A 23,156-nucleotide genomic window follows, 5' to 3' on the forward strand; every position below is an offset into this window, starting at 1 on the left:
AGAGTCAATGTGGTGTGGTACACACAATCACACACCGGGGTGTCTCAGATACCAGCCCTTGCAGTTCAAAAGTAGTATCTGCCCCCGGCGCACTTAGCTTAGTTCCGCCTGAATTCCGCCTGGATTCCATCCTCAGCACGCTGAAGTGAGACCAACAGAGCATCCAGAGTCATCTGCTCATCCTTCGCGGTGGCGCCGGCAACGAACTGCGTGGCTTCATCGACAAGCAATGCAACATTGTCTTTTTCAAAAATATCCTTGACGCCTACCATCTTGTAATAGCGCGAACGCGCCCACAAAGTGCGAATAAACCCCATCAAAGTACTGTTACCCGAAAGCTCAAACACGCAGCTCAGCAGCGCTTCTTCCGCATCCAAAAACCCTGCGGAGTCCTTGGCCTCCAGCGCGGTGCGAATGTGCTGCAGCTGCACATTTAGCGCCTCAACGCACTGTTCATCAACATGCGCGATACCCGCTTTGACGGCCTCAGATTCCAAAACGGTGCGCACCGAGTAAATCTCCAACAGCTCATCCTGGGTAAAAGTCTTGACTACCGCACCCCGATACGGCGAGGTCTCCACCAGGCCGAATTCTTCCAAACGGTTCAAAGCTTCACGCACCGGCATCATCGACGTACCCAAAGATTCCGCAAGTTCACGGACTTGCAGGCGCCGTCCAGCTTCTAAATCCCCCTGCATAATCGCCATGTACAGCGCTTCGAATGCGCGATCACTCACGCGCGTTTGCCCACCGAGTTTTCCTAAAGCCATACCCGCTATCCTAGTCGCTCCGACTCATACTGAGCATCGACCTTCGTGCCGTACATGCGCTTAGAGATGGACTTGGCGGACTTCATCAACACCGCGATTGCTACATCCACCGCCTCATCACTATCAGCCAAATCCGCACGGTAGGTCACCGCCAGCGACGCCGCCGGGCGCTGCAAGTGATCCACAATCGCCACAGCAACCGAGCGTTGCCCGCGCGAGACCTCTTCGATTTCCTCGGCCCAACCGCGGCGCCGAAACAGCTCCAACCGTTCCTTGATCTCACGCCAGGACTTCTCCAGACCGCTAGAACTTAGCGCCGCCTTGGCCTCCGCCTGCGGCAGATGCGCCAACATGATCCGGCCTGAGGCGGTGCGCGCCGCGGACAAACGCACGCCCACCTCGGTGATCAAACTAACGGCCTGTTCCGAGCGCACCTCGCTCAGGTACAAAGTCTCCGAGCCGGACAAACGCGCGAGGTGCCCCGATCCATCGACAAGCGAAGCTGCCTCCACCAATGGCTTTTGGGCCATGCGCACCAAAGGCTGCTGGGTGGTATACGCCGAAGCCATCGAATACGCAGCCAACCCCAAACCATAGGTTTGATTCTCTGGAAGGTGCACCACAAACCCGGAAGTCTCCAGCTCAGCGAGCAAATGGTAGGTGGTGGAGCGCGGCAAATCTAACTCCGTACGAATGCGCGCAGCAGATATCGGCACATCAATACTCGATAGCAATGCCAAAATGCGCAATGTGTTGCGCGCCGCAGGAACCTGAATTTTGCTCACCATTTCACCATAGAACACGAACCGGACAATTAGCTGGTTTATCATCGGGTACATGAACACTGAGACCGCTCCCCTGTACGCCCCAGCCCCCACGTGGTCTGGCCGCAATGACGGCCCCGGCCCTGAACATGCCCGCTGGCACAGCACCATTCGCCCTATTCAGCAAGATTCTCCTGCCGGAGTTGCTCTCTTAGGTTTCGCATCGGATGAAGGCGTGGAACGCAACGGCGGGCGCCAGGGCGCGGCGGCAGGCTCGGCAGCATTGCGCCAAGCGTTGGGTGGTTTGGCGGTGCATGAGCCGCTTTCGCTTTTCGATGCCGGCACAATCACCACCCAAGGCACCGACCTCGAGGGCGCACACGCCGAACTTTCAACGCGTGTGCAGCAGCTCATCGATGCCGGTCACCTCACCATCATCTTGGGCGGCGGACACGAAACCGCTTTCGGCTCCCACCTCGGGTTGTTTAATGCCCAGGGACCAGCACAAATTATCAATTTGGATGCGCACTTTGACTTACGCTCCGAATCCCGCCCGACGTCCGGAACGCCATTTCTGCAGATTTCCGAACTAGTCGGCGCTGAATCATTCGACTACTCAGTCTTGGGTATTTCCGTGCCCAACAACACCACCACGCTTTTCGCAACGGCAGATAAACTCGGCGTGCACATCACCGTCGACGAGGAGCTTGCGGAAATGAGCGTCAAAGAATCCGCGCAACTAGCACGCGACTTGGTCAACAACTCGCCGCACGAACGCATTCATCTCTCCATTGACATGGACGTTTTGCCTGCCGACCAGGCGCCGGGTGTGTCTGCTCCAGCGGCGTTGGGCGTGAGCTTTGATCGCATCCGTGCCATCGCAGTGGCTATTGCTTCAACCGGAAAGCTGGCTTTAGTTGATGTTGTGGAGATTAACCCGCGCTTTGATCAAGACAACCGCACAGCCAAGTTGGGTGCGCGGTTGATCAATGACATTGCTGTGGCCCACTACCTCACAAAATGAGGTGAGCAATTGGTGTAGCGATGACGATGGTCAGCGCTACACGCTCAAACCAGATGAGCAGCATCTGCGGGATAGAAACTGGAATTCGTGTGGCCATGATGCAGGGCACCAACGCGGAAAAGAAGATAATCGCGGAGATTGACACCACACCGATAACAAACTTCAGCACCAGGTCATCGCTACCGGCAACCGCAGTTGCAGGCAGGAACATCTCCGCGATGCCCAGCGCTGCTGCTTCACCGGCCTGCTGTGGCTCTGGCAGGCGCACCAGCCACGCGAATGGGTAAAAGAGGTATCCGATCCACTCAAAGATTGGGGTGAAACGCTGCATCAGCAGCCCGATGAGACCAACCGACATGATCGATGGAACAATCGCACCTGCAAGCCGCAGGCCATCACGGAAGTTGATCCAAATCGACATGGCTAGGCTCGGCGCTTGATCCAATGTCATCAGGCCCTCGCGTACAGCAGCTTTAAAGCGGTTGCTTTTCACCATCTGCTCTGGCGAGGGAGTCGAGCCTTCAAAGTAGTCATCCGGGATGGTGCGCAGCGGCGGAATGTGCACGGTAATCGCGGTCACCGCGAAAGTAATCACCAAGGTAGTGAAGAAGAACGTGGTCCACATGTGCATCAAGTCCAATGACTTCGCCACAATCACCATGAATGCCGCGGACACCGTGGAAAAGCCTGTTGCCACAATCGCTGCTTCCCGCCCGGTGTAACCACCTTGCTGGTAGACGCGGTCCGTGATCAAAATACCCAGGGAGTACGAGCCCACGAAGGAAGCCACCGCGTCAATCGCGCTGCGGCCAGGAGTTTTGAACAACGGGCGCATAATCGGCTGCATGAACACGCCGACGAATTCCAACAGGCCATAGCCGATGAGCAGGCCCAAGAATGCGCCACCGATGGGCACAATCAGGCCCACTGGAATAGCGATGGAGTTCCACAGGAATGGAACCAAGTCATCTTCGCCCAGTACCCACGGTAATTGGCCGATGACGTGCAGGAAGGAAACGGTGAGACCAACAAAATTGAGTACTGCGAACAAGCCGTGCACCCAACCGCGCTCCCACGACTTGGTGGCGATACCGCGGTAAGTACCAAACGCTGCCAGGGCTAGAATCAGCCACGGCACGACGCCGGGGATTGCTTCCCTGACAATAGTGACCATGTGGTCCAAGGGAATAGAGTTCTTTCCCTGGTAATCCATGGGAAAGAAGAATACGAATGCGCCAATCGCGCTGTAGACAAGCAGACGCCATTTACCTTTGACATCTGGGATTGAGGTGTCTTGATTATCAAGTGAATTATTATCACTCGGATTCACGACGGATTCGGGCGTCGTCATGACTGACTCCTGACTGTGGGCTTAACATTTACCACTTGCCACGGAGGTCACAAGCATGCGCAAAAAGGGCATGCTTTTCAACGTGTGGCAACACAGTAAATGATGTTGCGAGTTAAGAACATGCCCGCGCGACAGCCTGACGCGAGTTAGAAACATAATAAGTGTCCTGCGCAACAAAGTCACTAGTTTTTCGCGTGAGATTACACCCACTACCCCCCGAAGGTGCGCATTTATTTCTTTGGCAAACGCCGCATCCGCGGCTTCGGATTCTCCAGTGATTCACGCGCAAAAATCCAGGCAACAACGCCAATAAGCGACAGCACGCCACAGACCGCGAAGGCAATCTTGAAGCCAAAAACATCTGCCAGGAAGCCAACAATAATCGGCCCACCAATAGAGCCTAAGTCCATCGCCATCTGGAACGAGGATAATACTTGACCACCGGAGCGCTCATTGCCAATAACATCTGCAATTACTGCCTGCTGCGCTGGATTGGTAAAGCCACCCGCTGCACCCGCCAGCGCCGAGAGAATAATTAGAACCGGCGCGGATTCCGCAAAGCCGAAGATACCAACGAAGATTGCCGTGCCCGTAAGTCCTGCAATGATCAGCGGACGCCTGCCGATACTATCGGCCATCCGTCCTGAAACCTGCAGTACCACGGCGGTTCCAAAAGCATAAGCAGCCAGTGCGAATCCAGCCACCGCCGCACCGTTGTTAAACATTGCCGCGGCAAACAGCGGCACTACAGAAACACGCACGCCCATATTCGCCCAGCCATGGGCAAAGTTCGAGGTTAGCGCCGCACGAAATGCTGTGTCTCCCCATGCTTCTTTCAGCTTCATTGGCGGTTTCGTGGTGGTCGCCTCTGTGACCTTGTCCACCTTCGGCATCATGATCCACACAACGAGTGCCGCGAGTGCAACACCGATGCCATAGATCAAGAAAGGCCACCTAAATCCCAAGAAGGACAGTGCAGCGCCCATGATTGGACCAATGACGTTGCCAATCAGAAATGACGTGCCATAGATTGCCGAACACTTGCCGCGAATAGTCGGCGGCGCCATCTTCACAATCAAGCCCATGGCCGAGACCGTGAACATGGTGGAACCAATGCCGGCCAGTGCGCGCAGCACAACAATGTGCCAATATTCCATGGCACCGGCCACTAAACCGGTGGTCACAGCAACAATGAGTAGGCCAGTAATGTACACCGCGCGCGTACCCAGCTTATCCACCAGCACACCAGCACCAGGCGCCATGACCAGGCGCGAGACCGAGAAAATTGAAACTACCAAGCCCGCGGCGGCCATGGAGACATCAAAAGAAACAATGAACTGCGGCAAAAGCGGCGCGATCAGTCCATAGCCCAAAGCAATGATAAATGCCGCGACGACCAGAACCCAGATTTCGCGCGGGACTTTCGGCTGGTCCTTCTCCGCAACCAGTTCCGCATCCGGGGAGGTAGATTCAATATTTTTCATAGCTTGCTTAACTCTAGCCCTTATCAACAATAAAGTCTTTTCGCTCGAAACCACCGAACATTTTAGAACGAATGTTCTATAAACATTCGAGGGCTTTAGAACGGATGTCCGAAGATGGTCCTAATGTGTCAAACATGAAAAAGCACAAGAACATTCCAGCAACCATCCACCCACGGTCCATTTCCCAGTCTCGTTCGCAGTCGCATGCGCCTCGCATTCCGCTCGCCGATGCCGCCACGGTGGCCACAGAGGTCATGTTCGCCCATTCGGACACCATTGAAGCCCTGCAGTCGATAATGCGTCACCCGCGCTCCCTCAACCGAGACATAGCCAATTGGCGCCCGCCAATAAAGCAGCTCCCCAGGGTCATCGATCATGGCGAGCTGACCGCGAGCATCTCCCGCTTCCGTGTCGGTCCCCGCGCGATGTCGCGCATCCACGGCTACGGCGAGCGCCGCAAGCCCGCCTACCTTATTCGACTGCGTCTCACTGACCCCACCGGCTTCGAGGTCCGCCCCGAAATTGCAGAAGGTTGGGTTCGCGCACTCATCCCACCGCACGCAGCGACTGCGGTCCATGAGATTCCTTCCGGCCAAGCCATCACGTTTGTATGGATGGTTGACCGCGAATACCAACCCCTGCGCTCCCCGAGTTCCATGTTCGCAGGCCTTGACCGCGCAGCCTAGACAGCACAAAGCCCGCAGCCGTACTCGAGAATTTCGAGCACTACCGCGGGCATGAAACTAGCTCTCAAGAGCTGGTGTGGTGCCTAGTTCTTACCTCCAGAATCTTCGCCGGCATCATCGCCACGAGAGCCGGATAGTTCGTGGATTTCGAGGTCGTCGTCATCATCGTCCTCGTCGTAACCTTCGAGTTCGCTCTCGAGCTCTTCATCAAGGGTGTCCTCACCATAGATGTCATACACATCTGGCTCATCAAACTCTTCAGCATCGAAAGGAACCAGCTGTGACTCCCAGTCCAATGCGCGCTCAACAACGAGACCGAGGACATCGAAGAGACGGTCAAAGTCAATGTAGGTGCCCAACTCAAGGGTCTCTGCAGGGATTTCGATAATGGGCTCAGTGCCATCAAACATCGAAGACTCCAACAGCAACTGGTATTCGTCGTCGCTCAATGGCTCTTCGGAAGCAACGCCCTGCTCAGAATCCACATCCCACAGTTCTTGAATAGTTGCATCATCGTAGTCATCAACCTCTGATGTGTCCTCAATTCCTTCGAGGTCATCTTCGGTGTACGCGAATGACAAGAAGCGCACGATAGCCGAAGGAACACCATCCACGGTTTCGACCAACACGCGAAGCTCCGAGTCATTGGCAACCTCTGCCACGACTAGGTTCGGGTTGAATTCATCTTGCATGAACTCCAGTTCAGCGATGCGCTCATCAGTGCCTTCCAGCAAGTCACGCAACACAGTGACAACCTGGTCAGTGGCAATGTGGCGTGCCACTGCTTCTACTGCATCTTCAACGGAAAAAGCCACAGACACTAGTACTGCTTCAAAGTCCTCATCGTCTTCATCAACATCAGCTGCTGCGATGTAGACATTGGCTGCTGGCAGCAATGGATCGATTTCAACGAATTGGATTTCCAAGTCCGAAGTAATCGGCACAAACATAATGTCGTCATTGACGCGAGACTCAATACCCTCGGCATCCAAGGCCGCTGCAATGTTCTCGAAAAAGCTCATATCTGGCAATCCGTCCTTGTTGATAAAAAAGCGTGGGCCGTGCGACAACGGGTGTGTTCGCTGCCGTCGCCCAAGCCTACCGCGATCCTACAAACTTGGGCAGCCAATCTGGGCAGTTTTTCACAACTTCCCAACCTCCCTTATGCCAGCACACAGCATGAAAGAAGGCCGACACTATGGGCTTAATCCTTCGATTAAGAACTCGATTTTTGCCAAGATATCTGGTCGGCCAAGTCCCCACTCCAACATGTTGTAGTCATTCCATGCCTTCCGGCGCTCTCCCCGCGGGTCATAAACCACCGTGTGCGGCACATCAAAGACCATGGTGGCCCGGTGCACCGGCGGCTTTCCTTGCAACGCCAGGCCATGGCGCTCAGCATCCGGTGCCGGGTGCTTGTTTTCTTTTGCATCCGATGCCGAGGTCGTATAAATCGGCCAGTCATCACCAGGGCGGCCGAAGTGGATGAAGTTCGCCCAATGACGCTGCATCACCACGGTCAGTTCTTCCATTTCTTCCGAGCTGCCCATCTTCAGCAACAACGACGCCCGGGAGGCACTCAAGTCACCAAATACATTCGACAGCTCCATCGAGTGCATCGCCCCCAGGCCCAACGCACGCAACGCCTTCGACGCATAGGAGAAGCGATACATCCACGTCGAGTTCTTCAAAGCATGGGACTGCGCAACCCGAATCGACGGCGCCCAGAAGAGGGCATCGGCAAGCAACTCTGCAAACTCGGAACGGTTTGCTGCACCACCGTAAGCTTCCACCACCCCGGGCGCATTGTCTTCATCATAAGAAGCCAACAGCCGCAGGGCCGCGCGCTGGCGAATGTGCTCGCGCTGAAAGACGAACTTGGAAAAGCTGGCCTCATCACTATTGGTGCCAATCAGCAGCGGAATATCCATCTGCTCGCCGCGTGCAAAGACCTCCAGAGGGTGGTCCGGAATCAAATCTCCATCAACCGTTGGCGAATAGGAGGAGTTCAAATGCAAAATCTCACCATTGCGCCACATCATGGACTGCCCAGCGCGCACAATGTCCGCGCCCTCAGCCTCCCGCAATGCATCAACGGTCGAGCCACGCGGCAAGGCCATGCGCTTGACCAGCTCCCTAGCCCACCACGTCGACTGAGTCCGCGAATGGATCATGCCCACCGGCGAAGACTGCGCGATGGCGCGATGGAACAGGCCCTTCGCCGCTGGACTTGCCATCAACGTCAAAACCGCAGCGCCACCCGCCGACTCGCCCATCGCGGTCACGCTATTCGGATCGCCGCCGAAGGCTGAGATATTGTCCTGGACCCACTGCAACGCCAAAAGCTGATCCATGACTGCTGGATTGGCCACGCAGTCATCGGAAAGAGATCGCAAATCCAGATAACCTAAAGCGCCAAGACGGAAATTAATCGACACATAAACCACATTCATGGCCTCAGCCAGCTGAAACCCGCGAAGCATCAACATGTGAGAGGAACCAACAATGAATGACCCGCCATGGAAATAGACCACAACCGGTAGCTCCTCATCCGTATCGGGGCGCACCACGTCCAAGTGCAGGCAATCTTCACTGCCGATGATCCGGTCATGCCAAGAATAAGTCGGCTGCGGCGCTACGGGACCAAACTCGTTGCAATATCGAATCCCCTCCCACGGCTCGACCGGTTGAGGAGCACGAAAGCGATTGGGGCCGGAGGTGTCAGCGCCGAAAGGAATGCCGCGCCAGGAGCGTATGAATTTTCCGTCAACGTCCTCGAGGCGGCCATGTACCCAACCACTGTTGGTTTTAATGGTGAGCTTTTCACCGCGCGACTGCTCGGCAGCAGCGGCAATTGCCTCTTTCGCACGCCGACGAGCGGCTTCGGCTGCGGCCTTAGCAGCGGTTACGGAAATTTCGCGTTCAACTTGGTCAGAGAAATAATCACCGTTTGGCTGTGGCTGGTCGCCTGACAAGTTGCGTTCATCATTACTCATGTCGTCAGACCATTTCTTCGACGAAGGAGCGAATAAGAACTCATATTCATAACAATAACCACGTTCCGGGAATGGTGCCGCTATTCCGGATGGTTGAAACCAGTGAATGCACGTGCGAGCAGCCCGGCCAGGGCTGTATCCTCGTGCTATCGCATTGATAAGTGCCTCTATTAAATAAGAGTTAGGAATTTAGGTATGAAACTCCCACAGATTATTAATAGGAAAAACACTCGCGTTATTAATAGGAAAAACACTCGCGAAGACGATGAGATTCTAGAAGGCGAGATCGTTGATGACGCGCATGGCGCCCAGGCGAAGGAACTGATCAACAATGACGATAAGTTCGGGTCTATGATCATGACCGGCCTGCAAAAGGCTGTCGAAGTGCAGTCCTCAACTGTAGAGAAATACGTCAACTCTATTCGCAAGCGCAATCCTGAAGCTTCGCATGAAGAAATTCAGGACATCTTGGATAAGCACTTCATGCGCTTAGTACAGGGCACCGGTGCGGGCGCAGGTGCTGCCTCAGCAATACCGGGCGTTGGCCTTGTCACTGGCGTGGCAGCTATCGGCGCTGAGTCTTTGGTCTTTGTGGAAGCTGCTTCCTGGTACTTCCTAGCCTCCGCACACAATCGTGGAATTGATCTGAGCACCAAGGAACGCCGTATGGCTGTAGTTTTGCTCGTCCTCAACGGCGCGAAGGGCTCCGCGCTCGTTGATACCTTGGTCCAGGATGTCGGCAAGGGCAAGGGTCTGCCAACAGCCACCGCCTTGACGCGCTTTTCCGCGCCTTCCCTGTCTGGCCTTAACGGTCGTTTGCTCAATATGTTTATTAAGAACATGAGCAAGAGGATGCGGTGGATGTGGGTGTCCAAGCTGGTTCCGTTTGGTATCGGTGCGGCGCTTGGCGCAATTGCTAACCGCAAGCTTGGCCAGCAGATGGTCAAACACACTCGCACCCAGATTCCGGCGTTATTGGAGTGACCCGCAACTACCCCTCACTAAGGGTATGTTTATGCAGGTAACTCTGAGGGTTTACCGCCAAATAGGCGGGTGCTTATGGTTGAAATAACATTCAGCCGTATCATTAGGGACGAGCTGTCTACAGTTCTTAGCGGCGTATAGTGGCTAAGCGCTGGAAGCACAACTAAAGTCGACAAAAGACCCATACATAAACCCAAGGAAATGAGGCGAGCACCTGCCGTGAGCAACTCGAGCATTTATGGCCCCAATGCGTGGCTGATTGACGAACAGTTCCAGCAGTATTCCAAGGATCCCAACTCCGTAGATAAGGAGTGGAAAGAGTTCTTTGAGAAGAACGGTGCACCGAAGCAGCAGGGTGAATCTGCGGCAGCCGCACCGAAGGCCGCAGCACCAAAGGCAGCCGCGCCTAAGTCAGATGCCAAGGCAACAGAAGGCAAGCCAACTTCAACTAAGCAAGCTGCTCGCAAGACCGAGGTAGATTCCAGCGTTGAGCAGGCCAAGAAGGCACAGAAGGCGCCTGCTCCAGTCGCACCGGCACCAAAGAAGGGTCCGCAGTCTCCTCTGGATCGCATTGAGCCTTACCCAGAATTTTCTGAGAAGCCTCTTAAGGGCATGTTCAAGGCAATTGCTAAGAACATGGATCAGTCCCTAGAGATCCCAACCGCAACCACCGTGCGCGATATGCCGGTTAAGTTGATGTGGGAAAACCGTTCCATGATCAATGACCACCTCAAGCGCACCCGTGGTGGCAAGATCTCCTTTACCCATATTCTTGGCTGGGCCATCGTTAAGGCTGTTCAGATCCACCCAGATATGAACATCCGCTACGAGGTTCAGGACGGCAAGCCGACCGCCGTTCAGCCAGAGCACATCAACCTGGGTCTTGCTATTGACTTGCCTCAGAAGGATGGCTCCCGCGCGCTTGTTGTTGCAGCCATCAAGGAGTGCGAGAACAAGTCCTTTAATGAGTTCATCGACGCTTATGAAGATATTGTTGCTCGTTCCCGCAAGAACAAGCTAACGATGGATGACTTCTCCGGCGTTTCCATTAACCTCACCAACCCAGGTGGTATTGGTACCCGTCACTCCATTGCTCGTTTGACCAAGGGTTCCGGTTCCATCATTGGTGTCGGTTCTATGGATTACCCCGCAGAGTTCGCTGGTGCTTCCGCAGACCGCATGGCAGACCTCGGCGTTGGCCGTCTGGTTACCTTGACCTCCACCTATGACCACCGTGTCATCCAGGGTGCAGAGTCCGGCGAGTTCCTGCGCACCATCTCTCAGCTGATTATTGATAACAAATTCTGGGATGAGCTCTTCACCGCTTTGGGCGTTCCTTACCAGCCATTCCGCTGGGCACAGGACATGCCAAACAAGGGCATCGATAAGAACACCCGCGTTATGTCGCTGATCGAGGCATACCGTTCCCGCGGTCACTTGCTTGCCGATGTCAACCCAATCGGCTGGACCCAGCCAGGCCTTCCAATCCCAGATCACCGCGACTTGGACATGGAAACCCACGGCCTGACCATCTGGGATCTGGACCGTACGTTCAACGTCGGCGGCTTCGGCGACAAGGAATCCATGCAGCTGCGTGAGGTTCTCTCCCGCCTGCGTTCCGCATACACCCTCAAGGTTGGTACCGAGTACCAGCACATCCTCGACCGCGATGAGCGCGAGTGGCTGCGCGACCGCCTCGAGGCAGGTATGCCAAAGCCAACCAACGCTGAGCAGAAGTACATCCTGCAGAAGGTTAACGCGGCTGAAGCATTCGAGAACTTCCTGCAGACCAAATACGTCGGCCAGAAGCGTTTCTCCCTCGAGGGCGCTGAAGCACTGATTCCTTTGATGGACTCCGTTATCGACACCGCTGCTGGCCAGGGCCTGGATGAGGTTGTCATCGGCATGCCTCACCGTGGTCGTTTGAATGTGCTGTTCAACATCGTCGGCAAGCCACTTGCTCAGCTGTTCGCAGAGTTCGATGGCAACTTCAAGGGCGGCCAGGCTGGCGGCTCCGGTGACGTGAAGTACCACCTCGGCGCTGAAGGCGAGCACCTGCAGATGTTCGGCGATGGCGAAATCAAGGTCACCTTGACCGCCAACCCATCCCACCTGGAAGCTGTTGACCCAGTTCTGGTTGGTATGGCTCGCGCTAAGCAGGACATCCTGGACAAGGGCGAAGAGGGCTACTCCGTTGTCCCTCTGATGCTGCACGGCGATGCATCCTTCGCAGGCCTCGGCATCATTCAGGAGACCATCAACATCTCCCAGCTGCGTGGCTACACCGCCGGCGGTACCGTTCACGTTGTTGTGAACAACCAGATTGGTTTCACCACCACCCCAGATTCCTCGCGCTCCACCTACTACTCCACTGACTTGGCTAAGGGCTTCGATTGTCCTGTCTTCCACGTCAATGGTGATGACCCAGAGGCAGTTGTTTGGGTTGGCCAGCTCGCAACCGAGTACCGTCGTCGCTTCGGCAAGGACGTCTTCATTGACCTCATTTGCTACCGCCTGCGCGGTCACAACGAGGCTGATGATCCTTCCATGACCCAGCCGGTTCTCTACGGCAAGATCAACGACCACCGCGGTGTTCGTGAGTCTTACACCGACGACCTTATCGGTCGTGGCGACCTGTCCCCGGAGGACGCAGAGGCAGCAGCACGAGACTTCCACGACCAGATGGAATCTGTCTTCGCTGAGGTCAAGGAAGCTGAGAAGATGGGCCCACAGGAGCAAGAGGGCATCACCTCGTCCCAGGCTCTGACCCGCGGCCTGGACACCTCCATCACCGCTGATGAGCTACGTGCTCTTGGCCAGTCCTACCTGGATACCCCAGAAGGCTTTGAGTTCCACAAGCGCGTGGGCAAGGTCGCTCAGGACCGTGCTAAGACCTCCATCGAAGGCGGCATCGACTGGGGCTGGGGCGAGCTCATCGCCTTCGGTTCCCTGGCTAATGAAGGCAAGCTCGTTCGCCTGGCTGGTGAGGATTCGCGTCGTGGTACCTTCACCCAGCGCCACGCCATCGCTTTCGATCCAAACAGCGGCGAAGAGTTCAACCCGCTCAACAACCTCGCTGCAGAGCGCGGCAACGGCGGCAAGTTCCTGCCTTATAACTCGGCTCTGACCGAGTACGCAGGCATGGGCTTCGAGTACGGCTACTCCCTGGGCAACCAGGACGCAGTTGTTGTTTGGGAAGCACAGTTCGGCGACTTCGCCAACGGTGCGCAGACCATCATCGATGAGTACGTCTCCTCCGGCGAAGCCAAGTGGGGCCAGACCTCTTCCCTGATTCTCCTTCTGCCGCACGGCTATGAAGGCCAGGGCCCTGACCACTCTTCCGCTCGCATCGAGCGCTTCCTGCAGCTGTGTGCTGAGGGTTCCATGACTGTTGCACAGCCAACCACCCCAGCTAACCACTTCCACTTGCTGCGCCGTCAGGCACTTGGTGAGATGAAGCGTCCACTGGTCGTCTTCTCCCCTAAGTCCATGCTGCGTAACAAGGCTGCATACTCCTCCATCGAAGAGTTCACCGACGTCACCTCGTTCACCTCGGTCATCAACGACCCGAACCTGGTTGACCGCGACGGCAACGTCATCGGTGATGCCGACAAGGTTAAGACCATCATGCTGTGTTCCGGCAAGATCTACTACGACTTGGAGAAGAAGCGCGCCGCTGATGGCCGCGACGACATCGCCATCGTCCGTGTAGAGATGCTGCACCCAATTCCGTTCAACCGTCTGCGTGAAGCGTTTGAGAAGTTCCCTAACGCTACCCAGGTACGTTTCGTTCAGGATGAGCCAGCAAACCAGGGTTCATGGCCGTTCTACAACGAGCACCTGCGCAACCTCATCCCAGATATGCCTGAGATGGTTCGCGTCTCCCGCCGTGCACAGTCTTCGACTGCTACCGGTATTTCTAAGGTTCACCAGCTCGAGCAGAAGAACCTTCTCGACGAGGCCTTCGACATCTAGTCCAAGCCTTTAAGAGCAACAAGCAGCTCACTCCAGATTGTTGGAGTGAGCTGCTTCTTTTTCTTTGCAGTTGCTTGCCGATGCCAACCGCATGCCAACCGATGCTACTGCCGCGCCCAATCCCCAATCGGGCCCGGCAACGCCGCCGGCGGGTCACCCAGCAGATCCCGACGATTCTTATCCGCCTCCACCCTCGACGTCACTGCCTTAATCATCCCCGACTTCTTCTTTTCCTGATTTCGCCCCGCGGCACCCGGCGCCATCATCGGCCCAGCAGCGCCACGACCATGCGCATTCTGTGCTGCTCCGGCACCAGTACCCGCGCCATGCGCCCCCGCACCTGCCCCGGCTCCCGCACGACTAGCGCTTTCACCAGTTCCGCCCAGTACGCGCGAGCCGCCCTCGCCTGCCGCCGCACCAAACCCACGACCGCTCAGTCCGCCACCAGCTCCAGCGCCACGCGCACCTCCAAGCCCGGCCCCAGCAATTCCCCCGCGGATTCCCGAAGCTGCACTGCCATTACCTGCGCCACCAAGTGCACCTGCCCCGCCAAGCGCCCCCAATGGTCCCATGGCCCCGGAACCAGCGCCCGCCCCCAGGCCTCCGATTCCCGAACCCGCCGACGCCGCAGCACCCGCGCCGCTCTGCCCGAGTCCCGGATTTACACCATTGTTGAAAGCGCCACTGCCAATGCCATCAAGACCCGCAGCCGACGTGCCCGTGTTCTCAAGAGTCTGCATTCCCCCGTTAATGAACTCTTGTAGCTTTCCCCCGCCATACAACGCCTCATTTCGATCTGCCACCGCCTGCCGAACCTGATCCACCAACCCCTGATCAATATTCTCCAGGGCAACCAACTCCCCATCAGCCACCCCGAAAGACCCCGGTCCAATCTCCCCGCTTTGAATCGCTTCCTGAATCTCCTGCGGCCACACCACCTTATCAGTGTTGTAGCGGACCCCCGTCCCCGCAATCGACTCCAGCCCAATCTCGACATTATCCCCGCGTCCATTTGACGACGGCGGATCAGTGAGGCTCTGCTGATCCGGAAGTGAACTTGATACCAGCTCCTGCAGCTTCAATTGCCATTTCGTCAGCATCGCTGCTTCAACTGTCTTTTGAATTATCGGATCAGGAATGGCTTGCACTGCTGTGACATCAGCGGGTAACTCGATATACGCTGTCGGAGCCTTGCTCATCATATTGAACGCTCGAGAATTCATCAAAGACGCATTAGCAGCAAATTGCTCGCCTGTAGCTGCCATTTCTCGAATTCTAACGGCCGCATTTCGAGTAAAGTCACTGTCGTGCTCGGACTCCAATTGTGATGCGGCACTATTCAGTTGTTTTACAACTTGGCTAATGTTCGTTGCCAGAGTAAGCCAGTCCGCAGCAACCTGTCCGAGTTGGTCGAACCTCGTGGTATTGAAATTGTTCGCCAATTGCACCAATGACGCACCTGGTATTACTACGGGTGGCACAAATGAGAGTGGATATTTCTGACTACTTGGTTGCGCCGGTAGTGAAACTCCACTAGCCCCAACCCAGCCGCCCTCATCCGCAATCTCGATTCCTTGCGAATTTGAGGTGTCCTGCTGAGAAATTGAGTCTGCTTCGGCTGCAACGAGGCCGCTTGCCCAACTAACTTGCTCCGCAAACTTCTTCAAAATTTCTTGTGCAGAAGCAGGGTCTTGCGTTATGGCTCGTCCGTGAATCACACCAGCTTCATTCATTCCCACAATGGATGAGAATTGTCCACCAATGCTGCTCTGCACAGCACCAGCCGTCATTTCGATTTCCCTTTGAGCTAAGGCAAGCTGCGCCGAAGTAGATTCTAACGCTGCGAGATTAATCTTCATGTTTTCCATCCAGTTCCAAAACGGTCTTTAGTTTCATTTGTGCTTCATCGCATGGATCAAATGAAAAGTTTTCATTCCCATATTCAAAAGACTGAAAGGACACGCTAAAGGTTCCCCGTTCAGTTTCAATTGCGGCTTGGCATTCGGAATCCGCAAGGTATTTAGAACGATGCAGTAAAATAGGGTCCCCATTGCTCGTCTGATCCCATGTAACGTCCCCTGAGATACCAAGAAATGCATCATGATTATGCCTGCTTCCTTGAAGATTGAAAATTGAAGTACCGTACTCGGGTCCGGCATTGAACGTACATGTCCCGTCGACCTCGCCAACACCTTCCATCATTTCTTTGCCGTGTAAGCCGGCCTTTTCCAAGAAGTCGTCAGGGATCTCGAGGCAGGGTTTGTATTGGACGTAGTCGGGATCGCTTCGATCAAATTCTCCGAGGGGCGGAATCACAGGCTCGGCTTCAATGCCATCGCCAGCGGCAGCTACGTCGGTGTTCTCATCGGTTGATTCAATGCTTGATTCTGGGACCACTGATTCGGGTGCCGAATCTGTGGACTCACCACCTATATTGATGGTGCAACCAGTCAAAATTGCGCCGGCGGCAAATAAGATTCCAGTGTGGCGTAGTTTCCTCAACAAATGCATCAAGTCCCCTTATAGAATGCAGAATTCGGCACAGCCTTGTGCCAAGACAATAACTATTGGTTCCCCGATCCCCCAATATTTTTTATCAAGCATGCCCGAACTAGTTGGAAATGTCTACGGTTAATTGCAAAAAGGTGGCATCAGCAAGCACTACTTAACCGTTGTAATTGTCTTTGCCATCTGCAGTAAGAATGGAACGCAAATAGTGCTCCGATTGAGCACAGGTGTCTCCATCTGCATTTGGGGACTTATGACTCACCAGCAAAGTTCCACGTTCAGTACCAACCGTCGCACTGCAGCTCGGAGCGCCACCATACGAATTGTCTATGAGTCCGATCGGGATTCCATCGCTTGTTTCAGACCATCCCATTGCTTCATCGCCTTCAAGGAATTCCAGTCCGACAAACAATGCTGAAATGGATAACTTTCAATTTCCCTCCATCGTCAAATAACACGCTGGGGTCGATTCATTCTCAAGGACAGTTTTAAGCTCACTCATGCCCAGGCTTTCGTAAAACTCACTCGGGACTTCCGTGCAGGGATTAAAAACATCAGTCAGATTTCCCACCACAGCAGATTCTCCGAGTTCCGGCAAGTATCCGCCCTCAAGAAAGCTATCTACCCCGCCATTAGAATCGCCAGTTCCGTCTGCGGCATTTTCAATTGTCTGCGATGACGTCGCACCTGTTACCGAGTCGTTGGCTTCAGCTTCAGGACTTCCCCCACCCATGTTTATCGTGCATCCGGTCAATAGCATTGTCGCAGCTGCTGCGACAAACCCCACACTGACTGTTCTGTTTTTACGGAAGTTCATTCTTGCCCAACTATTAACTTGAAAGTAAAAGTCCGTGGCCATCTTCGCCAAATACGAGATGACGGTGACGCTAACTAACCGTGGTAGTTGTCCCTGCCGTCTGCGGTTAACAATGTCCGAAGCCAGTATTCAGCATCGATACACAAATCCTCGGGTTCGCTAAATCCAACAGACAGAAATCCCACCGCAAGTGTTGCCCGAGTGGTTTCAATCGTGGCCATACAATTGGATAAAAGTCCGCTTCTTTCACACACCAATAGGAACGGATCTCTAAAACTTGTCTTTGACCATCTTCCTGGTACTTCGCTAATTCGACGACCAGACAGGCTGTGGGGTGTGCTTCCAAAAGAAACTTCCGAGAGATCACCCAGCCAAGCATGACTGCAGGTTCCTATTTCTGAATCGGCATGGTATTGAAATTTGAGATCAGTCAAACCAAAACTCTCATAGAAATCTCTTGGCACATCAAAGCACGGACCAAAGAATTCCACACTCGCCAGCGCCGGATTAAATTCACCAAGCTCAGGGAAGTATCCATCAGAGGCTGCTTCTAGTGTGTCTCCGACCCCGTCGCCGCCGACCGAACCACCAGAATTGAACGGACTTGCGTCAGTAATTCCATTACCATCTTGAAATCCAGACGACGCTGAGTCTGCGGTGCCTGTATTTGCACCGCTTGAACGGTCAACCGGCCCGAATTCAGTGGAACAGGACGAGATTGCTAAACCTAAAAATTGCAGCACCATAGTGCACGCAATTAATCTTTTGTATTTCAACTTGAAGAGGTCCCCCGACTCTCATCTTCAGATATTGCTATGCGCCAATGGTGCCCCCGAGTTTCGATAGGCTCAATTAAGACCTGCACTAAGCATGCCCTAAGTTACCGAGAAATAATAGAAAATGAGAACTAACTCATAGTTTTCATTGCGCTGTATATCGGGATGTACCCTTCGCGCTCACAGAAACAGCGGGACTAGCGAGGAGCAGTTCCATGGTGAGCGCGAAGGGTACGCGGGGAAGGGCTAGTTGGTGGTGGAATCGGAGCCCGAGTCGGAATCGGTGCCGGAGCTGTCGGAGACAGCATCGCCAGTGTCGAGATTGCCGCCGCCAGCGACGGAGGTGAGGATCCACTGCTCAACGACGTCTTCAACGGGGGCGGTGCGGGAGGCATCGACAAGCTCGTGCAAGTCTGTATTCGTGATGTACTTGGTCACGCTGTTGACTTCATGGCGGTCAACGCGGTTGAGCAAGGTCTTTTTGTAGATAGGGACGATGTCCATGGGGATGTCGACCTCATCGAAGTCATCACACCAGGTAGCGGCGGATGGATCATTAGTCATCCAGTCCGTTGGCATGGCGCCCATCATCTCATCGTGGGTGACCACATTGTTATTGCGGCCGTCGAAATCTTCCTCGGCCTCAAATGCCGCTTCAAGCTCTTGCGCGCGGGCGGGATCGTTCTCCCACAGAATCTGGCCGGTGCAACCAATGCGGAAATTGCCCTCACCGGAGTGAGCAATCTCAACATCGCGGCCCTCAATTTCCAACGTGCCGCGGTAGATTTCTGCGAGCACCATCTGCTCAGCATCATCTGGCTCCACTACTATTCTCACCGGCTCAGACTGAAGCCCATTTGCTTCCGGGGTCACCTCAGCAAAACTGCAGGCAGAAAGCACTGCCGTCGACAAAACTAGACACATCGCACCAAACTTCTTCACCCATAGCAGCCTAGCAGCCTCCGCCTTTCGAATTCGTGCGCGACGGGTCTAGACTGGAAAGCGCTATGACTACCCCATTAACTGAATCCGCTGTCCGCAGCGCGCTCTCCCGCGTAGAGGATCCTGAGATTGGTAAGCCGATTACAGAACTCAACATGGTCAACACCGTCGAGGTGGATGGCCAGGACGTTTCCGTTGAGATTTTGTTGACCATTGCCGGCTGTCCAATGAAAAAAACGATCGACACTAACGTCCGTGCCGCAATTGAAGACATTGAAGGCGTCGGCAAAGTTAATGTCACTCTCGGCGCAATGACCGATGAGCAGCGTTTGGAGCTTAAGAAACAGCTTCGTGGCAGCGCGCAGGATCCGGAGATTCCTTTTGCGAATCCGGATTCTACGACGCGCGTCTTTGCAGTCGCTTCGGGCAAGGGTGGCGTTGGTAAGTCCTCTATGACCGTGAACTTGGCTGCGGCATTGCACGCGCAGGGTTTCAAGGTTGGCATCGTTGACGCCGATATTTATGGCCACTCCGTGCCTGGTCAGTTGGGCAGCATCGCTGGTCCGACTGTGTTGGATGATGAAATGTTGCTGCCACCAATTGCGCATGGCATTAAGCACATTTCCATTGGCCAGTTCGTGCAGGGTAACGCCCCAATCGTGTGGCGTGGACCTATGCTGCACCGTGCGCTGCAGCAGTTCCTCACCGACGTCTTTTGGGGCGATTTAGACTTCCTCTTGCTGGACTTGCCACCAGGCACCGGTGACGTTGCGTTGTCGGTTGCTCAGCTCATTCCAAACGCAGAGTTGCTGGTTGTCACCACCCCGCAGGCTGCGGCCGCCGAGGTGGCAGAGCGTGCAGGTTCCATCGCTCAGCAGACCCGCCAGCGCGTGGCAGGTGTTATTGAGAACATGTCCGCAATGGTGCTTCCCGATGGATCGGTAGTCGACGTCTTTGGCTCCGGCGGCGGGCAGGTTGTTGCAGAGCGCTTAACGACACTGCTTGGATACGACGTTGAGCAGCTCGGCCAGGTTCCTCTGGAACCTGCGCTGCGTGAAGATAGTGACTCCGGCACCCCGACTGTTATTGCTCACCCAGAATCTGCTGCAGCGACTGCCATTTCTGATGTTGCGACCAAGGTTGCAAAGCGCCGTACTTCCCTAGCGGGCAAGCCCCTGGGGCTGGGCGTTACCAATAACTAGGTAATATCCGCCCAGGAGAATCCGCCGCCAGCATATCCCTGACTATTGATATTGGGATTGCGCGGCGGATTATTTTGTGCCTGATACTGGTGCTGTTGATATTGCTGCTGCGGCACCTGTTGCTGAGGCTGTGCCTGAGCTTGTGGTTGTTGCTGCGGTTGCTGCTGAACAGGCTGCTGCGCTGGCTGTTGCGCTGGTTGCGCCCCGTATTGCTGCGCAAAGTTGGGCTGCGCAGTATTTTCTGGAGTCAGCGGCTTCGGTTCTTCTAAAAGTTTCTTCGGGTTGAAGTCATCCCAGGCAGAATCATCGCCATCGAAAAGTGCTTTGGTGATCGCAGCACGCGGGCCCATCCGGCCCCACTCTGCGGCCTGAGACAATGGCTCACGGATCGAGTCGAACTCTTTGCCAATACCTTCGAAGTCGCCGTTGAGCTCCTTCTTCGCGTTATTGATCGCCTTACGAGCAGCGAAAATTGCGGCACGAACATCCTGAATTACATTGGGCAAACGTTCTGGGCCGATGATAATCAACGCCAGCAATCCGATAAAAAATATCTCTACCCAGCCAATAGACGAAAACACGGATTTAGCTTACTCGTTTCCTCGTTGGTTGTGCTTAATCGCCCGCACGACCATTTCTAGCTTGTCAAAGAAGTCCTGCCGGGTCGCAGGTTCGTGTTCCTCTTCCATCGAAAAGCTGCGATCCCGCGCATCCAAATTTCCAATGCTCGCCAGCTTTCGCAGCAAATCTCGCGGCGCACGAACCTGGGATTCAATATTGCAATGACGAACCCACTCGGAAGTTCCGCGCTGGGTGTAAATCTCATCACGGCATTCATCACAATGAACCAGGTGGATCCGCGCGCGATGCTTCGCCTTCGAATCCATCTCATCATCAACGAAAGCAACAACCGCCTCGGGGCCTAGGTGCCCGATGGTGTCCGCGCGACGCGCCTTTGACTTTCCACGCGAACGAATCTTTTCACGCTTTTCTGCAGACAGCTCCGCAATCTTGGCAAACTGAGACATTTCGGCCTACCTTGTGCGCAGCAGTGCTCGAGCTTCATCGTTCGTGCGCGCCGCCTGTTCCAACGAACTCTTGAGCTGCGAACGGCCGCGGTGAATTCGCGAACGAACCGTACCCATTTTCACGCCGAGAGTCTCCGCAATCTCGTCATAGGTCATGCCCACAACGTCACACAGAACAACTGCAACACGGAAATCTGGCGACAGCTCATCGAGCGCAGCCTGCAAAGCTGGGTCCAAATTGGCCACATCATAGGACTGCTCCGGGGTCATATCTGTACCCGGAACTCGCTCATAATCTTCCGGCAAAGCTTCCATGCGGATCTTCGCGCGGTGGCGCACCATATCCAAAAACAGGTTGGTGGTAATGCGGTGCAGCCAGCCTTCAAAAGTGCCGGCTTGGTATTTGTTCAAAGAACGGAAGACGCGCATAAAGGTTTCTTGCGTCAAATCTTCCGCGTCATGCTGATTACCAGAAAGACGGTAAGCTAGCCGGTAGACGTTATCTGCGTGTTCTTCGACTAATTCACCCCAGGTTGGCATGGTTGCTTCGCCCGCATCAAATGCGGCGGTCCCCGAAAGATCCTGTGATGTCATACGTTCTATTGTGCTATATCGGACTAGCAAACACCAGCGACTGACCTGATAATTACCTGTTAAGCCCGAACTGCGGTGTTTCATCCCAATAGCGTGCGGAAGTTCCCTAAACTAGGGGGCGTGACCGTACAAGCTTATGATGCCCTTCGAACCTTCATCGACTCCACCAGCACCGAGTCTGAGTCTTTGGCCAGCGCCCGCGCGCACGCCGAGGAGTTCAGTCTCCGCATCCCGGATTCTTCCGTCGGCCAGCTGTTGACCACACTGGCCGCCTCCGCTGCTGGAGAAAAGGTACAGACCGTAGCTATCACCCCGGCAGCTTCCGTTGTCGGACTTTATCTTTTCGATGGCCTTTCGGACTCCGGTATCGTCACCTGCATCGACCCAGAGGTTGAACACCAGTCGCACGCGAAGTCCACTTTCCGAGACGCTGGCTACTCCCCGAGTCGCGTCCGCTTCCTGCCGTCGCGCCCGCTTGATGTCATGGGCCGTCTCGCCACTGAGGCTTACCACGTCATTTACGCCGACGTTCCAACCCTTGATCTTCCAGCAGTCATCAAGGCAGCATGGCCGTTGATTGCTCGTCGCGGCACGCTAGTGCTTCCCGATGCCCTCCTGGACGCCACCATCGCCGACACCTCCCGCACCGACCGTGTCACAGTCGCAGCGCGCGAAGCCGACGAATTCGTCCGATCCCTCGAGGACGCACACGTAACCCGCTTACCACTGGGCTCTGGACTAACCCTCGTTACCAAGCGTTAACGGTTTGCGGCATCCTTGCCGCAAACCTCACAGCACACCGAAGCGGCTGAGACACCAAGCTGGCCATCTCAGCCGCTTCGACTGTTTTCAACCCATCCGCCTCACCCTTGCAGCGGCAAATGGGCCAGCTGAATCCCCGCCGTCTAGCAGCAGCCCCGATGAGGGTTAAGTAAAGAAAAGTGTGTCTGAGTTGGCCTTCTTTTACCAGTTCATCACCTGTTTTTAGCCGGTTTATAGTTCCTCAGGAGCTATAAACCGGCATTTTCACGTCAATGCCACGACGGAGATTTCAATATGGTACGAACAGCAGCGACACCGCCCCGGCACACACTTAGGAGCATAAGGCCTGTACAACAGCCAGTTAGCTTCGCTTACAGGGACCGAAGAATCAAATGGAAAGCTCCTCGAGAGCACTTCTTTGCCGTGGGGTGCGCATCTCAATACAATGCCCTTGCGCGGCCTTAAAACTCAGCGATAGCTCGTCTACCAGTAA

Annotated in this window: 20 protein-coding genes; 6 read left to right on the forward strand and 14 right to left on the reverse strand. The window is 55.0% G+C overall.

Annotated elements, in window-relative coordinates:
* Nucleotides 1–98: 98 nt before the first annotated feature.
* On the reverse strand, nucleotides 99–770 hold the full coding sequence (locus tag CCASEI_RS08880; RefSeq protein ID WP_025387747.1) for a GntR family transcriptional regulator: 672 nt from the start codon (nucleotides 768–770) through the stop codon (nucleotides 99–101).
* Between the two features lie 5 nt (nucleotides 771–775).
* Nucleotides 776–1,558, reverse strand: coding sequence for an IclR family transcriptional regulator (locus CCASEI_RS08885; protein ID WP_170316203.1), 783 nt, complete (start codon nucleotides 1,556–1,558; stop codon nucleotides 776–778).
* A 49-nt stretch (nucleotides 1,559–1,607) separates the two neighbouring features.
* Between CCASEI_RS08885 and hutG the strand changes: the two genes are divergently transcribed.
* Nucleotides 1,608–2,558 carry a formimidoylglutamase gene (gene hutG, locus CCASEI_RS08890; protein ID WP_025387749.1) on the forward strand — a complete coding sequence of 317 codons (951 nt, stop codon included), beginning with the start codon at nucleotides 1,608–1,610 and terminating at the stop codon, nucleotides 2,556–2,558.
* Here the strand turns inward: hutG and CCASEI_RS08895 are convergent.
* Both CCASEI_RS08895 and CCASEI_RS08900 read right to left on the reverse strand, forming a co-directional pair.
* Nucleotides 2,548–3,909: a YjiH family protein gene (locus CCASEI_RS08895; RefSeq protein WP_025387750.1), complete on the reverse strand. Its 1,362-nt coding sequence runs from the start codon at nucleotides 3,907–3,909 to the stop codon at nucleotides 2,548–2,550. The genes hutG and CCASEI_RS08895 overlap by 11 nt on opposite strands.
* Nucleotides 3,910–4,139: 230 nt before the next feature.
* A complete protein-coding gene (locus CCASEI_RS08900) occupies nucleotides 4,140–5,393 on the reverse strand; it encodes an MFS transporter (protein WP_006822915.1) in 1,254 nt (417 codons plus the stop codon).
* 134 nt (nucleotides 5,394–5,527) lie between these two features.
* On the opposite strand from CCASEI_RS08900, the gene CCASEI_RS08905 reads away from it, so the two are divergent.
* Entirely contained in the window at nucleotides 5,528–6,079 is a 552-nt protein-coding gene (locus CCASEI_RS08905) for a hypothetical protein (protein WP_038575125.1), read from the forward strand.
* Nucleotides 6,080–6,162: 83 nt separating this feature from the next.
* Here the strand turns inward: CCASEI_RS08905 and CCASEI_RS08910 are convergent, their stop codons facing one another.
* Together CCASEI_RS08910 and CCASEI_RS08915 are read right to left on the reverse strand one after the other, a co-directional pair.
* Complete coding sequence (locus tag CCASEI_RS08910; RefSeq protein ID WP_025387752.1) at nucleotides 6,163–7,101, reverse strand: hypothetical protein; 939 nt, start codon at nucleotides 7,099–7,101, stop codon at nucleotides 6,163–6,165.
* Between the two features lie 174 nt (nucleotides 7,102–7,275).
* Nucleotides 7,276–9,075 carry a carboxylesterase/lipase family protein gene (locus CCASEI_RS08915; protein ID WP_025387753.1) on the reverse strand — a complete coding sequence of 600 codons (1,800 nt, stop codon included), beginning with the start codon at nucleotides 9,073–9,075 and terminating at the stop codon, nucleotides 7,276–7,278.
* Nucleotides 9,076–9,270: 195 nt separating this feature from the next.
* Between CCASEI_RS08915 and CCASEI_RS08920 the strand changes: the two genes are divergently transcribed.
* Both CCASEI_RS08920 and CCASEI_RS08925 read left to right on the forward strand, forming a co-directional pair.
* Nucleotides 9,271–10,059 (forward strand): hypothetical protein, encoded by a 789-nt coding sequence (locus tag CCASEI_RS08920; protein ID WP_025387754.1) that lies wholly within the window; start codon nucleotides 9,271–9,273, stop codon nucleotides 10,057–10,059.
* A gap of 219 nt (nucleotides 10,060–10,278) precedes the next feature.
* On the forward strand, nucleotides 10,279–14,034 hold the full coding sequence (locus CCASEI_RS08925; protein ID WP_025387755.1) for a multifunctional oxoglutarate decarboxylase/oxoglutarate dehydrogenase thiamine pyrophosphate-binding subunit/dihydrolipoyllysine-residue succinyltransferase subunit: 3,756 nt from the start codon (nucleotides 10,279–10,281) through the stop codon (nucleotides 14,032–14,034).
* Between the two features lie 104 nt (nucleotides 14,035–14,138).
* Here the strand turns inward: CCASEI_RS08925 and CCASEI_RS08930 are convergent, their stop codons facing one another.
* The 5 genes from CCASEI_RS08930 to CCASEI_RS08950 form a co-directional block, all read right to left on the reverse strand.
* On the reverse strand, nucleotides 14,139–15,299 hold the full coding sequence (locus CCASEI_RS08930; protein ID WP_225868393.1) for a hypothetical protein: 1,161 nt from the start codon (nucleotides 15,297–15,299) through the stop codon (nucleotides 14,139–14,141).
* A gap of 583 nt (nucleotides 15,300–15,882) precedes the next feature.
* On the reverse strand, nucleotides 15,883–16,545 hold the full coding sequence (locus CCASEI_RS08935) for a DUF3558 family protein (RefSeq protein ID WP_006822908.1): 663 nt from the start codon (nucleotides 16,543–16,545) through the stop codon (nucleotides 15,883–15,885).
* A 427-nt stretch (nucleotides 16,546–16,972) separates the two neighbouring features.
* Nucleotides 16,973–17,359 (reverse strand): hypothetical protein, encoded by a 387-nt coding sequence (locus tag CCASEI_RS08945; RefSeq protein ID WP_139017181.1) that lies wholly within the window; start codon nucleotides 17,357–17,359, stop codon nucleotides 16,973–16,975.
* 74 nt (nucleotides 17,360–17,433) lie between these two features.
* Nucleotides 17,434–18,105, reverse strand: a complete 672-nt coding sequence (locus tag CCASEI_RS15045) for a hypothetical protein (RefSeq protein WP_006822907.1) — start codon at nucleotides 18,103–18,105, stop codon at nucleotides 17,434–17,436.
* Between the two features lie 276 nt (nucleotides 18,106–18,381).
* On the reverse strand, nucleotides 18,382–19,077 hold the full coding sequence (locus CCASEI_RS08950; protein ID WP_006822906.1) for a hypothetical protein: 696 nt from the start codon (nucleotides 19,075–19,077) through the stop codon (nucleotides 18,382–18,384).
* A 65-nt stretch (nucleotides 19,078–19,142) separates the two neighbouring features.
* Between CCASEI_RS08950 and CCASEI_RS08955 the strand changes: the two genes are divergently transcribed.
* Nucleotides 19,143–20,279 carry an Mrp/NBP35 family ATP-binding protein gene (locus tag CCASEI_RS08955; protein WP_006822905.1) on the forward strand — a complete coding sequence of 379 codons (1,137 nt, stop codon included), beginning with the start codon at nucleotides 19,143–19,145 and terminating at the stop codon, nucleotides 20,277–20,279.
* Here the strand turns inward: CCASEI_RS08955 and CCASEI_RS08960 are convergent.
* The 3 genes from CCASEI_RS08960 to sigE are packed head-to-tail and all read right to left on the reverse strand — an operon-like array spanning nucleotide 20,276 to nucleotide 21,901.
* Nucleotides 20,276–20,860 (reverse strand): Sec-independent protein translocase family protein, encoded by a 585-nt coding sequence (locus CCASEI_RS08960; protein WP_025387759.1) that lies wholly within the window; start codon nucleotides 20,858–20,860, stop codon nucleotides 20,276–20,278. The genes CCASEI_RS08955 and CCASEI_RS08960 overlap by 4 nt on opposite strands.
* A 9-nt stretch (nucleotides 20,861–20,869) precedes the next feature.
* Nucleotides 20,870–21,307 (reverse strand): anti-sigma factor, encoded by a 438-nt coding sequence (locus CCASEI_RS08965; RefSeq protein ID WP_006822903.1) that lies wholly within the window; start codon nucleotides 21,305–21,307, stop codon nucleotides 20,870–20,872.
* Between the two features lie 6 nt (nucleotides 21,308–21,313).
* The gene (sigE, locus tag CCASEI_RS08970) at nucleotides 21,314–21,901 is read right to left on the reverse strand and encodes an RNA polymerase sigma factor SigE (protein WP_006822902.1); all 588 of its coding nucleotides are present in this window, start codon (nucleotides 21,899–21,901) and stop codon (nucleotides 21,314–21,316) included.
* Between the two features lie 120 nt (nucleotides 21,902–22,021).
* Here sigE and CCASEI_RS08975 point away from each other — a divergent pair, with 120 nt between their 5' ends.
* Complete coding sequence (locus tag CCASEI_RS08975) at nucleotides 22,022–22,663, forward strand: O-methyltransferase (protein WP_006822901.1); 642 nt, start codon at nucleotides 22,022–22,024, stop codon at nucleotides 22,661–22,663.
* The last annotated feature ends 493 nt before the right edge of the window (nucleotides 22,664–23,156 follow it).

The sequence above is a fragment of the Corynebacterium casei LMG S-19264 genome, from assembly GCF_000550785.1.
GTDB classification, from domain to species: domain Bacteria; phylum Actinomycetota; class Actinomycetes; order Mycobacteriales; family Mycobacteriaceae; genus Corynebacterium; species Corynebacterium casei.

What these genes read in the sequence shown, in the direction of transcription:
- CCASEI_RS08955 (WP_006822905.1), top strand. Translation starts at nt 19,143, where the DNA reads ATGACTACCCCATTAACTGAATCCGCTGTCCGCAGCGCGCTCTCCCGC.
- CCASEI_RS08965 (WP_006822903.1), bottom strand. Translation starts at nt 21,307, where the DNA reads ATGTCTCAGTTTGCCAAGATTGCGGAGCTGTCTGCAGAAAAGCGTGAA.
- CCASEI_RS08900 (WP_006822915.1), bottom strand. Translation starts at nt 5,393, where the DNA reads ATGAAAAATATTGAATCTACCTCCCCGGATGCGGAACTGGTTGCGGAG.
- sigE (WP_006822902.1), bottom strand. Translation starts at nt 21,901, where the DNA reads ATGACATCACAGGATCTTTCGGGGACCGCCGCATTTGATGCGGGCGAA.
- CCASEI_RS08905 (WP_038575125.1), top strand. Translation starts at nt 5,528, where the DNA reads ATGAAAAAGCACAAGAACATTCCAGCAACCATCCACCCACGGTCCATT.
- CCASEI_RS15045 (WP_006822907.1), bottom strand. Translation starts at nt 18,105, where the DNA reads ATGGTGCTGCAATTTTTAGGTTTAGCAATCTCGTCCTGTTCCACTGAA.
- CCASEI_RS08910 (WP_025387752.1), bottom strand. Translation starts at nt 7,101, where the DNA reads ATGAGCTTTTTCGAGAACATTGCAGCGGCCTTGGATGCCGAGGGTATT.
- CCASEI_RS08895 (WP_025387750.1), bottom strand. Translation starts at nt 3,909, where the DNA reads ATGACGACGCCCGAATCCGTCGTGAATCCGAGTGATAATAATTCACTT.
- CCASEI_RS08935 (WP_006822908.1), bottom strand. Translation starts at nt 16,545, where the DNA reads ATGCATTTGTTGAGGAAACTACGCCACACTGGAATCTTATTTGCCGCC.
- CCASEI_RS08920 (WP_025387754.1), top strand. Translation starts at nt 9,271, where the DNA reads ATGAAACTCCCACAGATTATTAATAGGAAAAACACTCGCGTTATTAAT.
- hutG (WP_025387749.1), top strand. Translation starts at nt 1,608, where the DNA reads ATGAACACTGAGACCGCTCCCCTGTACGCCCCAGCCCCCACGTGGTCT.
- CCASEI_RS08945 (WP_139017181.1), bottom strand. Translation starts at nt 17,359, where the DNA reads ATGAACTTCCGTAAAAACAGAACAGTCAGTGTGGGGTTTGTCGCAGCA.
- CCASEI_RS08885 (WP_170316203.1), bottom strand. Translation starts at nt 1,558, where the DNA reads ATGGTGAGCAAAATTCAGGTTCCTGCGGCGCGCAACACATTGCGCATT.
- CCASEI_RS08915 (WP_025387753.1), bottom strand. Translation starts at nt 9,075, where the DNA reads ATGAGTAATGATGAACGCAACTTGTCAGGCGACCAGCCACAGCCAAAC.
- CCASEI_RS08930 (WP_225868393.1), bottom strand. Translation starts at nt 15,299, where the DNA reads ATGGCAGCTACAGGCGAGCAATTTGCTGCTAATGCGTCTTTGATGAAT.
- CCASEI_RS08880 (WP_025387747.1), bottom strand. Translation starts at nt 770, where the DNA reads ATGGCTTTAGGAAAACTCGGTGGGCAAACGCGCGTGAGTGATCGCGCA.